11 protein-coding genes are annotated in these 13,411 nt (G+C 75.1%); 3 read left to right on the forward strand and 8 right to left on the reverse strand.

The window, feature by feature from the left end; translation table 11 throughout:
* Positions 1–26: 26 nt before the first annotated feature.
* Positions 27–1,286 (reverse strand): CapA family protein, encoded by a 1,260-nt coding sequence (locus ACFYVL_RS36975; RefSeq protein WP_389252964.1) that lies wholly within the window; start codon positions 1,284–1,286, stop codon positions 27–29.
* A 474-nt stretch (positions 1,287–1,760) separates the two neighbouring features.
* Here ACFYVL_RS36975 and ACFYVL_RS36980 point away from each other — a divergent pair, with 474 nt between their 5' ends.
* Positions 1,761–2,306 (forward strand): sigma-70 family RNA polymerase sigma factor, encoded by a 546-nt coding sequence (locus ACFYVL_RS36980; RefSeq protein ID WP_389252966.1) that lies wholly within the window; start codon positions 1,761–1,763, stop codon positions 2,304–2,306.
* 261 nt (positions 2,307–2,567) lie between these two features.
* The gene (locus tag ACFYVL_RS36985) at positions 2,568–3,035 is read left to right on the forward strand and encodes a hypothetical protein (RefSeq protein WP_389252968.1); all 468 of its coding nucleotides are present in this window, start codon (positions 2,568–2,570) and stop codon (positions 3,033–3,035) included.
* An 84-nt stretch (positions 3,036–3,119) separates the two neighbouring features.
* Here the strand turns inward: ACFYVL_RS36985 and ACFYVL_RS36990 are convergent, their stop codons facing one another.
* The 7 genes from ACFYVL_RS36990 to ACFYVL_RS37020 all read right to left on the reverse strand — a co-directional run bounded on the left by ACFYVL_RS36990 (position 3,120) and on the right by ACFYVL_RS37020 (position 11,956).
* Positions 3,120–4,322: a sensor histidine kinase gene (locus ACFYVL_RS36990; protein WP_389253034.1), complete on the reverse strand. Its 1,203-nt coding sequence runs from the start codon at positions 4,320–4,322 to the stop codon at positions 3,120–3,122.
* A 64-nt stretch (positions 4,323–4,386) separates the two neighbouring features.
* A complete protein-coding gene (locus ACFYVL_RS36995) occupies positions 4,387–6,138 on the reverse strand; it encodes a cation acetate symporter (RefSeq protein WP_389252970.1) in 1,752 nt (583 codons plus the stop codon).
* 10 nt (positions 6,139–6,148) lie between these two features.
* Positions 6,149–6,550 carry a hypothetical protein gene (locus ACFYVL_RS37000; protein WP_389252972.1) on the reverse strand — a complete coding sequence of 134 codons (402 nt, stop codon included), beginning with the start codon at positions 6,548–6,550 and terminating at the stop codon, positions 6,149–6,151.
* 96 nt (positions 6,551–6,646) lie between these two features.
* Complete coding sequence (locus ACFYVL_RS37005) at positions 6,647–6,916, reverse strand: hypothetical protein (protein WP_389252973.1); 270 nt, start codon at positions 6,914–6,916, stop codon at positions 6,647–6,649.
* 210 nt (positions 6,917–7,126) lie between these two features.
* On the reverse strand, positions 7,127–7,945 hold the full coding sequence (locus tag ACFYVL_RS37010) for a LytR/AlgR family response regulator transcription factor (RefSeq protein WP_389252975.1): 819 nt from the start codon (positions 7,943–7,945) through the stop codon (positions 7,127–7,129).
* Between the two features lie 363 nt (positions 7,946–8,308).
* The gene (locus tag ACFYVL_RS37015) at positions 8,309–9,664 is read right to left on the reverse strand and encodes a wax ester/triacylglycerol synthase family O-acyltransferase (RefSeq protein WP_389252977.1); all 1,356 of its coding nucleotides are present in this window, start codon (positions 9,662–9,664) and stop codon (positions 8,309–8,311) included.
* Positions 9,665–9,874: 210 nt separating this feature from the next.
* Positions 9,875–11,956, reverse strand: a complete 2,082-nt coding sequence (locus ACFYVL_RS37020; RefSeq protein ID WP_389252979.1) for a SpoIIE family protein phosphatase — start codon at positions 11,954–11,956, stop codon at positions 9,875–9,877.
* 366 nt (positions 11,957–12,322) lie between these two features.
* Between ACFYVL_RS37020 and ACFYVL_RS37025 the strand changes: the two genes are divergently transcribed.
* Positions 12,323–13,348: an LLM class F420-dependent oxidoreductase gene (locus tag ACFYVL_RS37025; RefSeq protein ID WP_389252981.1), complete on the forward strand. Its 1,026-nt coding sequence runs from the start codon at positions 12,323–12,325 to the stop codon at positions 13,346–13,348.
* The last annotated feature ends 63 nt before the right edge of the window (positions 13,349–13,411 follow it).

Below are 13,411 nucleotides of genomic sequence, written 5' to 3' on the forward strand. Positions count from 1 at the left end.
GCCGCGCACCGCCCGGCCCCGGCGCCTCAGCGGCCCATGGTCAGGCCGGCCTTCGCGGCGCCGCGGCTGAGGACCACCCGCCGGATCCGCTCGCGCGTGGCCTCGTGTCCGGCGCCCCGCGCGCCGAGGTTGAGGACCCGGTTGGTTTCGAGGTCGAAGTACTGCGGGACGAACTCCGCCCTGCGGACCTCCCAGCGCCCGCCCGGCGCGGTGGGCGGGGCGAAGGTGAAGCGGCCGATGCTGCTCATGTTGCCGCGGTCGTCCTGTGCCCCGCTGTGGTTGAACATCGTCCCGGCGATCTGGTCGCCCATGCCGTAGACGACGTACGTGCCGTTGACCTTCTCGTAGGCCTGCGGGACGTGGGCGTGGGTGCCCAGGATGAGGTCGATGTCGGGGCGTGTGCCGGTGCGCGACGCGGTGAGCGCGCGGCCGAGGGAGAGCTGGTCGGCGTCCGGTTCGTCCTGCCACTCCGTGCCCCAGTGCAGGCTCACCACCACCACGTCCGCACCCGCCCGCCGGGCGGCCCGCGCGTCGGCGACGATCTTCTTCCGGTCGATCAGGTTGACCGCCCAGGGCTGCCCGTCCGGGAGCGGGTAGCCGTTGGTGCCGTAGGTGTAGGCGAGCTGGGCGACCTTGGCGCTGCCCGCCCTGAGCAGGGCGGGGCGGGCGGCCTCCGCGGCGGTGCGGGCCGAGCCCGCGTGGGCCAGGCCCGCCCGGTCGAAGGCGGCGAGGGTGCGGCGGATCCCGGCGGCGCCCGCGTCGAGCGTGTGGTTGGAGGCGGTGGAGCAGGAGTCGTAGCCGGTGGCCCGCAGCCCGGCGGCGACCTCGGGCGGCGAGACGAACGCCGGGTAGCCGCTGAACGGGCCGCCGGCCGGGCCGTAGACCGTCTCCATGTGGCAGATCGCCAGGTCGGCCCGGGAGATCACCGGTTTGACGCCCGCGAGCATCGGGGCGAAGTCGTGGCCGTCGCCGCCCGCGTCCGCCCGCGCCTGCCGGATGATCGAGTCGTGCGGGAGCACGTCGCCGGTGGCGACCAGGGTGAAACCGCGCTGCGGGGCGGCGGGGGTGCCGTCGCGCGGGGCGCCCGCCCGGGGTGCGCCCTCCTTCGGCTTCACCTGGCCGCCGGCCGTTGACGCCGCGCCCCGCGCGGCGCCGTCCGGCCCGGCGGAGCAGGCCGTGCCGGCGGCGAGGAGCAGGGCGGCGACGGCGAGGGCCGCGCACCTCCGCGGAGTCCCGGTGCCCTTCGTCGTTGCGGTGCGCTTCGTCGTCCCTGTGCGCTTCGTCATCGGACCGGCTTCCCGTGTGGTGGAAATGTCTCGAACATGCGCCGGATATGCGCAAAGAGAATCCATCCGGGCGGGCTGGTGAAGTCAAGGACCTTTACCGCCAACCCCGGACAAGCCCGCCCCAACAGCCCCACGTGCCGTCGCGGCGCCCCGGGCGGCTGCCGGACGCGGTGACGGGCAGCGCGCAGGAGGGGGCCGGACGGTGGCGACCGTTCGGTGACGGCCGCGCGCCGGAGGGGGCGGACCGGAGGGGGGCCGGGCGGTGGCGACCGTTCGTCGCGCCGCCCGCCGTGCCGTTCGTCGCGCCGGGCGACCGTTCGTCGCACGCACCGGCCGCCCGTTCGCACGCGGTGCGCGGCGGGGTCAGCGGAACCCGGTACGGACGGTTATCTTCGCCCCTGAACTCGGCCCGGCTGTGATCGCCGTCACGTGCCCGGGGCCGCCCTTCCCCGCTCGCCCGAAGGAGCGTCAACGGTGACCACTTCCCTCGCCCCCCGCACCGACGAGCGCGCCCTGGCCGCCCTCCAGCAGGAGCACGGCACCGCGCTCCTCGGCTTCCTGCTCAGCCTCACCCAGGGCGACCGGCAGCGCGCCGAGGACCTGGTCCAGGAGACGTTCGTCCGCGCCTGGCAGCACCCGGAGGCGCTGACCAGCGCGCACGACTCGATGCGGCCGTGGCTGTTCACGGTCGGCCGCAGGCTCGCCATCGACGCGCGGCGCGCCCGCCGCTCCCGACCCAACGAGGTCGGCGCCGAGGTGCTGGACCGCTCCGCCGCCCCCGAGGACCTCGCCGAACGCTCGGCCACCGAACTCGACGTGCGCGAGGCGGTGCGCGCCCTGCGCACGGAGCACCGCGAAGTACTGGTGCAGGTGTACTTCCGGGGGCGCTCCGTGGCGGAGGCGTCCACCGTGCTGGGCATTCCGGAAGGAACTGTCAAATCCCGTACGCACTACGCACTACGGGCATTGCGCGGGGTGCTTCCGGGATACGAGGAGGGGTCCGGCCGCGGCGCCGCGTGACAAGGGGCGGCGACATCGCTCGCGTCACACGCGTACCGTCGGTAGACCCCGACCTCCCGAGCCACGGGGCAGGCGCGACTATTTCGAAAGCACGGCGTCAAGTTCAGTAAAGATGCCCCGCCAAACCCCTCTCAGCGTGAAAGCTCTTCGCCTGGGGCCTCCTGTCCGGAGCCCCGCCTACCGAAAGCACGACGGAGAAGGTGGAATGCTGTGCTGCCCGAGAGCGCCAATGGCACCGGTGGAAGCAGTCTTGCCGTTCCGATGGCATGGCTGTACGCCGAGTACATCGCCGACGAGCTGCTGCGCACCGGGCAGTTGATCCCGCCCGGCACGCTGGAGTTCCGCGCGGGCCGCGAGGCCCTCGCCCTGACCGTCTACCTGTCGGACTCGACCGACGAACTGTCCGGGGTGGGGGTGATCTCCCAGCTCGACGAGTGGCTGTCGCTGACCGCGTACGGCCACCCGTGGGAGCAGTGGGTACGGGAGCGGTTCGCCGCCCGGGGCGACGCCGAGGGCCCCGACCTCGAACTGGCACGGGCCTCCTGGCGCTGGCTGGAGTCGACCGAACTGCTCGCCACCGACCTGGGCGGCACGGGGATCGACGGCGAGGAGGTGGTGGACCCGGACCTGCTGGACGGGGTGGACCGGGTGGACGAGAGCGCCCGGGTGTGGCTGCCCGCGTGGCAGCTGGGACTGCCGCTGGGGCACCTGTCGGTGCACCTCTTCTGAACTCCCCCTCCGCGCACCCCCTGCGAGGCTCCTCGCGACCGCCGCACGGCGCTCGCGGGACCGGCGCCGCGAGGCGCGAGCCCGCTAGCCCGCGGTGCGCGTGGAACTGTGGACGCCCGCACGGTACTTGGGCAGCCGTACGGTGATCTTCATACCCGCCCCGACCCCCGTCTCGATGACCAGGCCGTAGTCGTCGCCGTAGACCTGGCGCAGCCGCTCGTCGACGTTGGAGAGTCCGATGCCGGCGGTGGCGGGCTCCTGGCCGGCGAGGATGCGGCGCAGCCGGTCGGGTTCCATGCCCACGCCGTCGTCCTCGATGGTGACGATCGCCTCGGCCCCCGCGTCCTGGGCGGCGAGGGTGATCCGGCAGTCCTCGCGCGAGTCCTCCAGACCGTGCTTGACGGCGTTCTCCACGAGGGGTTGCAGACAGAGGAAGGGCAGCGCGACGGGCAGCACCTCGGGGGCGATCTGGAGGGTCACCTGGAGGCGGTCGCCGAAGCGGGCCCCGGCCAGCGCCAGGTACTGCTCGATGCAGCGCAGTTCGTCGGCGAGCTGGGTGAAGTCGCCGTGCCTGCGGAAGGAGTAGCGGGTGAAGTCGGCGAACTCCAGCAGCAGTTCGCGGGCGCGTTCGGGGTCGGTGCGGACGAACGAGGCGATGGCGGCGAGCGAGTTGAAGATGAAGTGCGGGGAGATCTGGGCGCGCAGGGCGCGGATCTCGGCCTCGACGATCCGGGTCCGCGAGCGGTCCAGCTCGGCCAGCTCCAGCTGTACGGAGACCCAGCGGGCGACCTCGGTGGCGGCCCGCACCAGCACCGCCGACTCGCGCGAGCCGTAGGCCACCAGCGCGCCGAGCACCCCGCCCTCGTCGGTGAGCGGGGCGATGACGGCCCAGCGCAGCGGGCACGTCGGGTCGTCGCACGCGGTGTGCACGCTCTGGCTGCGGCCCGAGTCGAGCATCTCGGCGACCTTGAGCATCACCTTCTCCTGGTGGTGCCCGGCGCCGGGGCCGTCCCAGGCGAGGACGGTGGTGCGGTCGGTGAGGCAGAGCGTCTCGGTGCCCAGCAGGGTGCGCAGCCTGCGGGCGGCCTTGCGGGCGGTGTCCTCGGTGAGGCCGGCCCGCAGCGGGGGCGCGGCCAGCGAGGCGGTGTGCAGGGTGAGGAAGGTGGCCCGCTCCACCGGCGTACCGAGGTCGAGGTTCTTGTCGCCGCGGCGGGCGGTGAGCCGGCCGAGAGCGGTGCCCGCGGCGAGGAGCAGTGCTCCGGTGGCCGCGAGAACGGCGATCTCCATGGTGGTCACCGCTCTGCCCCCGGGACCGCCGGGAACATGTCCGGCTTGCCTCGTCTGCGCTGCGTCATCGCTCCTGTGCTCCGCCCGTCCGGTCGGTCAGTTCCTCGGGAAGGTGCAGCCGGGCGAGGAGGGCGGCGGTGCCCGCCGGTATCCGGTCCCGGGTGGCCAGCGAGGCGAGCACCATGGTCAGGAAGCCGAGGGGGACCGACCACACGGCCGGCCAGGCCAGCAGGGTGTGCGCCCACCCGGAGACGGGCAGCCCGGCCCGGGTCGCCATCACGGCGGTCAGCGCCGCCCCGCCCCCGACCACCAGGCCCGCCACCGCTCCCGGCGGGGTCAGCCCGCGCCACCAGATGCCCAGGACCAGCAGCGGGCAGAACGACGACGCGGACACCGCGAAGGCGAGCCCGACCGCGTCCGCGACGGGCACCGTCGCCGCCAGCGCGCTGACCGCGAGCGGTACGGCGATGGCGATGAGGGTGGCCAGCCGGAAGTGCCGCACGCCGCGCGACGGGAGCACGTCCTGGGTGAGCACCCCGGCGACCGCCATGGTGACCCCGGAGGCGGTCGACAGGAACGCGGCGAACGCCCCGCCGGCGAGCAGCGCCCCCAGCAGGTCGCCGCCGACCCCGCCGATCAGCCGTTCGGGCAGCACGAGGACGGCCGCGTCCGCGTGCCCGGTCAGGGCCAGTTCGGGGGCGTAGATCCGGCCCAGCACCCCGTAGACGGGCGGCAGCAGGTAGAAGGCGCCGATGAGGCCGAGCACGACGAGGGTGGTGCGCCGGGCGGCCGTGCCGTTGGGGCTGGTGTAGAAGCGGACGGCGACGTGCGGCAGGCCCATGGTGCCGAGGAAGGTGGCGAGGATCAGCCCGTAGGTGGCGTAGAGCGGGTGCTCCTCGCGGCTGTCGGCGAGCGGTTCGGACCAGGTGGAGGCGCCGGCGGCCCGGCCGCCCTCCTGTTCGGGGAGCGCGGCCCGCTCGGGGACGTCGGCACCGGCCGGGAAGCGCAGGGTGGTGCCGGCCGCGACGCGGTGGGTGCCGGCCGCCAGGCCGATCTCGTGGCCGTCGTAGGTCCGGCCGTCGACGGTGCCCGACGCGGTCAGGGTGAGCGGTCCTTCGAGGTCGACGCGCACCGTCTCCTGGAAGGTGACGGCAGTGTGCGCGCGGAAGGTCGCCGGGGCGTCGAACCGGGCGCGCGGGGCGTCGTCGCCGAGCCAGGCACCGAGCAGGAAGAGCGCGGGCACCAGCAGGGCGGTCAGCTTCAGCCAGTACTGGAAGGCCTGGACGAAGGTGATGCTGCGCATGCCGCCCGCGGCGACGGCCCCGGTGACGACCACCGCCACCACCAGGGCGCCGACCCACGGGGGCGCCCCGGTCAGGATCTCCAGCGTGAGGCCCGCGCCCTGGAGCTGGGGCAGCAGGTAGAGCCAGCCGATCCCGACGACGAAGAGGCTCGCGAGCCGTCGCACCTGGACGGATTCGAGCCTGGCCTCGGCGAAGTCGGAGAGCGTGTACGCCCCGGAGCGGCGCAGCGGGGCGGCGACCAGGAGCAGCAGGACGAGGTACCCGGCGGTGTACCCGACCGGGTACCAGAGCATCTCCGGGCCCTGGACCAGGACGAGGCCGGCGACGCCGAGGAAGGAGGCGGCGGAGAGGTACTCGCCGCTGATCGCGGCGGCGTTCAGCCGGGGCCCCACCGTGCGCGAGGCGACGTAGAAGTCGGAGGTGGTACGGGAGATGCGCAGGCCGAGCGCGCCGATGAGGAGGGTGACGAGGACGACGGCGGTGACGGCCGCGACGGCATACACATGGTTCATGGACGTGGTGTCAGCGGCCTTCCACGAGTCCGCGGAAGTCGCGCTCGTTGCGCTCGGCCCGGCGCACGTACCAGCGGGCGATCAGCCACATCACGGGATAGACCACGACGCCCAGCACCACCCACACGACGGGGCCCGGCGAGGTCAGTCCGCCGGTGAGCACGCGCGGCAGCTGGAACAGCAGCGGCAGCGCTCCCACCAGGAGCGCGAGGGCGCCGAGCCCGAGCAGCGCGGTGCGCAGCTGACTGCGCATCAGGGAGCGGACGTAGGTGGCGCCGAGGGTGGTCTGCTCGCTGATCTCGGAGCGGGCGGGCGCGTGGCCGGGGGCCCGGGACCCGCGCGCGGCGTTCCCGCGGCCCTGCCGGGGCACTCCGGTCACGGTCTCGCGGCGGGGGCGCGGGGCTGCGGACATGGGTGCGCTCCGGGTGTCGATCCGTTGAACCGTCCGTCCGGGCGCGACCGCGGATTCGTGCTGCTCCGGGGCGGTTTCCGGTACGGACGCTGGAGTCTACGCAGCGGGACCGGTCGGAGGATAGGCCAGTGCGATCTCCAGCTCGACGTACGACTCCTCGGCCCGCCGGAAGGCGACCTCCAGCGCGGCGGCGGCCCGGGGGGTGGCCAGCGGCTGCGCGGCCTCCTGGACCTCGTAGAGGACGTCGGCCCAGCGGGCTGCGGCGCTCTTGACGCGGTGCAGCAGCTCGTCGAGCTCGTGCGGGGCGGAAGGGTGGATTCCGGGCAGCGCGCGGAGCTCCGCCAGGAGTGCTTCCACTTCGGACATCCGGTCCGTCCTCCCTCTCCCCCACCCTCTGGATCAGGGTCAGGGTAGGGCGGTCCGGGGGCCGTCGCGGACCGGGCGGCCCGCCGGTCGCCCTGCGGCCGCGTTGCGTCGGTAAACGGTGGGCGGGGCGCGGCGGGCGGTCGGGGCGGCACGCGGCCCGCGGCGCACGGGGGGCGCGGGAGCGGGGGGCAGGAGCGGCGCGCCGCGGAGTCAGCGCCGGCCGGCCTGGCGCATCAGCAGGTCGCGGAGTTCACGGGCGTGCCGGCGGCTGACGACGAGTTCGGCGTCCGCGACGCGGACCGTGGTGGTGCCCGCGTCGAGGCGCAGCTCCTCGATCCGGTTGAGGGCGACGAGGTGGCGCCGGTGTATGCGGACGAAGCCGCGGGAGGCCCAGCGCTCCTCCAGGGTGGACAGCGGGATGCGGACCAGGTGCCCGGTGCCGCCGCCCGGTCCGGGGGTGGCGGTGTGCAGGCGGGCGTAGTCGCCGTGCGCCTCGACGTAGGCGATGTCGGCGATGGGCACGAAGCGGGTGATGCCGCCGAGCTCGACCGGTATCTGGTCCTGGGCGGCCGGGGCGCCCTGGGCGGGCACCTGGGCCGGGGCGACCGGCGCCGGGGCGGCCGGAACCTCCCGGGCCCCGGCGACCCCCTCGGCCACCCGCCGGACCGCTTCGGCGAGCCGTTCGCGGCGCACCGGCTTGAGCACGTAGTCGACGGCCTTCAAGTCGAACGCCTGCACCGCGAAGCCCTCGTGGGCGGTGACGAAGACGATGAGCGGCGGGCGGGCGAACCCGGCCAGCAGCCGCGCCACGTCGAGGCCGGTGAGGCCGGCCATGTGGATGTCGAGGAAGACGACGTCGATGGCGTCCTCCCCGTCCGGGCCCGCGTCGAGGGCCCGGTTGATCCGCAGCAGCGCCTCGGTGGCGTCGGTGGCGCCCTCGGCACTGCGGACCCGGGGGTCGGCACGCAGGAGGTAGAGGAGTTCCTCCAGGGCGGGCTTTTCGTCGTCGACGGCGAGGGCGCGGAGCATGGGGACACGGTACGGGCTGCCCGGCCGGGAGGGGCAGGGTCCCTCCCGGCGGGGGGCTCGATGGTCACGGGCTGTCCGGGTACGGACTGTCCGGCAGGGGGCTCGATGGCCACGAGCTGTCCGGCCACGGACTGTCCGGCCGGGGGCGCTGCGGCCCGTACCGACCGGCCGAAGGGCGCGACAGCCACGGACCAAGCGGCCCAGGGGCGTGAACTCCACGGGCCAGCCGGCCCAGAGGTCGATGGGCACGGACCGACCGGCCGGAGGGCGCGACGGGCACGGGCCGACCGGTCCGGGGCAGGCCCGGGGCAGGGGCCCGGCATCCAGGAATCCGCGGTATGGGGGTCCGGTGGGGGGGGCCGGTCAGCGGGCCCGGTGGACCAGGTCCGCCAGTTCCTCGCTCATCGCGTCCGCGAGGCCGTCCGCGTCCGGTACCGCCTTGCCGTCGGCGACCAGCCCCACGTTCACCTGTCCGCCGTACGTCGACAGCGCCACCGCCAGGGCCTGGCCGCGGGCCAGCGGGGCCATCGGGTACACCGCCCGCAGCTCGCGTCCGCCCAGCGACAGGGCCGTGCGCGGCAGCGGCACGCTGGTGACCAGGACGTCGAAGAGCGCTCGGGCCGCGCCGCCCGCCAGCGGTGCTCCCCATTTGCTGGCGAAGGCGGGCAGCTGGTCGGCGAGCAGGGCCACCGCGCCGGCCCCGCGCGAGGGGCCCGCCGCCTTGTTGCGGGCCATGCCGTCGCGGACCGCGGACAGCCGGGCGCGCGGGTCGGCCTCGGAGACGGGCAGGTCGAGGAGGTACGCGGAGAGCCTGTTGCCGTGCGAGGCGGCCGTGCGGCCCGGCCGCCGCCGGGACACCGGCACCAGGGCGCGCGGGTCGCGGGTCACCGGGTCGTCCCGTTCGGCCGTCCAGCGGCGCAGCGCGCCCGCGACCACCGCGAGGAGTACGTCGTTGGCGGTGCCGCCGGAGGCCCGGCGCACCCGTCGCACTTCGTCCAGGCCGAGCGCCGCCGTGGCCAGGCGCCGGGTGCCGCTGGAGTCGGCGCTGAGCGCGTCGGGGGTGCCCGGCAGGGGCAGCAGGGGGCGCAGCCGGCCGGCCCGGACGACCGAGGCGCCGATGCCCAGGACCTGGCCGACGTCGCCGAGCCGTTCGCGGGCCAGGTCCACGGCCCGTCCGGGGCGGGCGAGCCACGACGGCGGGTCCTCGGTGCCGTCCCCCCGTGCGCCGGGGGGAGCGGCGTCCGCGATCTGGTCGAAGATGCCGGCGCCGATCGCCACCGCCCGCATCCCGTCGGCCAGCGCGTGGTGCAGCTTGACGAGGACCGCGCACTCGCCGCCGCCGTCCGCGCCGAGCAGGTACATCTCCCAGGGCGGCAGCCCCCGGGCGAGCGGACGCTCCATCAGCTCCCCGGCGAGCAGGGTGGCTTCGGCGGCGAAGCCGTCGGCCGGGAGCAGGATGCGGCGGACGTGGCGGCGTACGTCGAAGTCCTCGGCCACCGCCCACGCGGAGCCGCCGACGGGCAGCCACACGTTGCGGACGACCAGATGGAGCCGGGGAACGGCGGCGGCGCGGGCGGCGAGCAGGGCGAGGAGGTCCTCCCCGTCCGGAGACCCGTCCCCGCCGCCGAAGAAGGCGAGCGCGCCCAGATGCATGGGGTGCGCGGTGGATTCGAGGTGCCAGAACGCCAGGTCAAGAGGTGCCAGAAGCTCGGTGCTCAAGGAGCCCTCACGTCGTCGGTGGCCAGCGGAGCACGCAGTCAATCGCGATCGGTCGGTTACGGTCAAGTACGTCCAGTGTGCGGACAGTTACCGACGCCATATGCCACTCCTCCGGCGGTGCAGGCGTCACACGGGCGCCACGAGTACGCCACGAGTACGCCCCGCGGCACGCCCCGCGGCACGCGCCGCGGCACGCGCGGGCACGGTCGCTCACGCGTCCCGCGGACCCCGCGGCGGGACCGTGAACTCGCACCACAGCGCCTTGCCCTGCCCCCTCGGCTCCACTCCCCACACGTCCGCGAGCCGGTCCACCAGCAGCAGCCCGCGTCCGGAGACCGCCGATTCGCCCGCCTCCCGGCGGCGCGGCAGGGCGCTGGAGGAGTCCGCCACCTCGACGCGCAGCCGGCGCTCGGGGGCGGTCAGCATCCGTACGGTGAGGACCGCGCCGCCGTCGGTGTGCATGAGCGCGTTGACCATCAGCTCGTCGGCCACGAGTTCGATCTCGTCGGCGCGGCCCTCGGCGCCCCAGGCGCGCACCGCGGCCCGGATCAGCTGCCGGGCCTCGGTCAGCGCCTCGGGGTCGTTGGGCGCGACGTGCTGCTGGAGCCGGCGGCCCGCGCGCGGCGCGTCGGCATGGGCACGGCGGCGCAGGAGCAGCAGCGCCACGTCGTCCTCGCCGCCGCGTTCGTCGACCGCGGCGCAGAGCCGGTCGGCCAGCAGCTGGAGGTCCGGGGGCCCTTCGCGGACCAGCGCGGCCAGGGCGCCGAGCCCTTCGTCGAGGTCGCTGCCGGGCTGTTCGACCAGCCCGTCGGTGTAGAGCAGCAGGGTCTGCCCGGGGTCCAGGTCGGTCGTGGTCACCGGGTACTCGATCTCGCCGAACTCGGCGGACAGACCGAGCGGCAGCCCGCCCTCGACCTCCACCCGCCGGCAGCTGCCGTCCGCGAGCCGCAGCAGCGGTTCCATGTGCCCGGCCCGGACCAGCTGGACGACGCCGGTGGCCAGGTCGATCTCGGCGTAGGTGCAGGTGGCGAAGCGGTCGGTGTCGAGTTCGTGCAGGAACCCGGAGGCGCGGGCCATCACGGTCGCGGGCGAGTGGCCCTCGGCGGCGTAGGCGCGCAGCACGATCCGCAGCTGGCCCATGACGGCGGCGGCGTGCGTGTCGTGCCCCTGGACGTCGCCGATGACGGCGCCCACCCGGCCGCCGGGCAGCGGGATCACGTCGTACCAGTCGCCGCCGACGTCCTGCCCGTCGCGGGCCGAGCGGTAGCGGACCGCGATGTGCGCGCCGGGGACGTCGGTGACCCGGCGCGGCAGCATCGCCTGCTGGAGGCCCTCGGCGAGGTCCTTCTCCTGCTCGTAGAGCATGGCCCGTTTGACGCTCTGCGCGACGCTGCTGCCGAGTGCGATGAGGAGGTTCCGTTCGTCGGAGCTGAAGCCGGTGCGTCCGCTGTAGAGCAGCCCGAGCGCCCCGATGGGGCGGGCCTGCGCGATCAGCGGCAGGTACGCGGCCGAGGTGGTGCCGAACCTGCGGACGTGGTCCCAGAGCCGGGGGTAGGAGGCGGCGAACTCCTCCGCGGACTCGATGAAGCGGGGCGTCAGGGTCCGTACGGCGTCGCTCATCGGGTACTCGCGGTCGTCGATGCGGGTGTACCGCGAGCCCGGCATGAACTCGGGCCCCTCGGCGACCAGCCGGATCCGCCCCGCCTCCAGCAGTCCCATCACCATCGAGGACGACTCGAAGCTGCCCAGCTCGTGGGTGCTGCGCAGGACGTCGATGACGTCGTGCACGGTACGGGCGAGGGCGAGCGCGGTGGTGGTCCGGGCGACGACGCCGGTGCCGCCCCTGCTGCCGGTCTCGTGATCGCTGCGGGCGGCGAGGTCGCCCAGCTCCTGGGTGGCGTCGCGGACGACCCCGATGATCCGGTACGGGCGTCCCGACGCGTCGCGGCGGACGGAGCCCTGGGTGTGGGTCCAGCGGAGTTCGCCGTCGCGGCGGCGGATCCGGAAGTAGGCGCCGTAGGTGGTGCCGCCGCTCTTGAGCGCCTGGGCGACCATGCCGTCCAGGTGCTGGCCCTCTGCGGGCGGGACGCGGCGGGCCAGGGTCTCCGGGTCGCCGTCGAACTCCTCGGGCCGCAGGTCGAACACCTCCAGCGCGGAGGGGTCGAGGTGCAGGTGGGACTGTTCGAGGTCCCAGTCGAAGATGCCCATGCGGTTGAGCGCGAGGCCGGTCTCAGGGCGGACGGGCCAGTCGTCGGCCGGTCCGTCCTGGGCGTGGTCGGACAGCTCAGCCACCGGCCGGGGCGGGGTCGGCGGCGGGCCGCGGGGGCACCGCTCCGGCCGTGGCCGGGGCCGCCGCCGCACCGGTGTGGTGACGCGTGAACGCGCGCACGCGTCCCTCCCGTCCTCGTTCGCGCCTCGCGCGACCAGCAACTCGTACCCCTCCAGGTCTCCCCCACAACCGCTCCCCCCGCAACCGGACGGCGGCCGGTCGGACGAGGCGCAGGACGGAAGGGCGCCGGACGAAAGGGCCGCCGGACGGTCCAGGCGCCGGGCGGAAGAGGCACCGGACGGACAAGGCGCGGACGGCGGGATCGCCGGGCGCCGGAGGCGTCGTCCGGAGCCTGGTCAAGTCACTCTGCTTATTGTAGTTTCCGGTGCGTGAACCTCGCCGCGCAGCCCGAGGGCCCCCACCGGGGGAATCCCGCCGGGGACCTCCAGCTCTCCGTCTCCCTGGGCTACTGGCAGGACCGCCCGCCCCGGGAGGCCCTCGCCACCGCGTCGGCCGCCGAACGGCTGGGGTACGCCGGGCTGTGGCTGGGCGAGATGGCCACCTACGACGTGTTCGCGCTCGCCACCGCCGTCGCGGCCCGTACCGAGCGGATTCCGCTGACCCTCGGGCCGCTGGCCGTCGCGGTGCGCGATCCGGTGACAATCGCGCGCGGCGTCGCCTCGGTCGTGGATCTGACCGGCCGTCGCGTGGACGTGGCGGTGGGGAGTTCGAGCCCGGTGGTGGTGCGCGACTGGCACGGCAGGGAGCACCGCCGGGCCGGGGCGGTGCTGCGCGGGTCGGCCGCCGCGCTGCGCACGCTCCTCGACGGCGGGCGGACGGCACAGGAGGGCGGGGCGGTCCGGACCCGGGGGTACCGGCTGCGGCTGCCCGCCCCCCGGTCGGAACTGACGGTGGCCGCGTTCGGGCCGATGGCGGTCCGTACGGCGGCGGCGCACGCGGACCGCATGGTGCTCAATCTGCTGACGCCCCGTTCGGCGGCCCTGCTCGTGCGCCAGGTGCGGCGGGCGGCGGCCGGTTCCGGGCGGCCCGCGCCCCGGGTGGCCGCCTGGGTGACGGCGGCCGTCGATCCGTCGCCCGAGGCGCTGGAGCAGCTGCGGCGCGGCCTGGTCGGCTATCTGGCGGCGCCGGGCTACGACGCGATGTTCGAGGCGGCGGGTTTCGGGGAGGTGGTGGCGTACGCGCGCACCCGGCCGCACCCCAAGGAGCTGCTGGCGGCGGTGCCGCCGGAGATCACCTCGGCGGTGGGCCTGGTCGGGGACGTGGCGACGGTACGGGCCCGGCTGGCCGAGTACGCGGCGGCCGGCGTCGACGAGGTGGCGCTGGTGGCGTCGAGCACGGACGCCGACCCGGGCGGGGAACGGACCCTGGCCGCCCTCGCACCACCGGAGCGGTAGCACATCGGCTCCCGCCCCACGCAACGCACTTCGCACACGCACGCGGTGGTTCTTCCCAACGGC

Origin of the sequence: Streptomyces sp. NPDC004111 (assembly GCF_042874215.1) — a bacterium.
Lineage (GTDB): Bacteria > Actinomycetota > Actinomycetes > Streptomycetales > Streptomycetaceae > Streptomyces.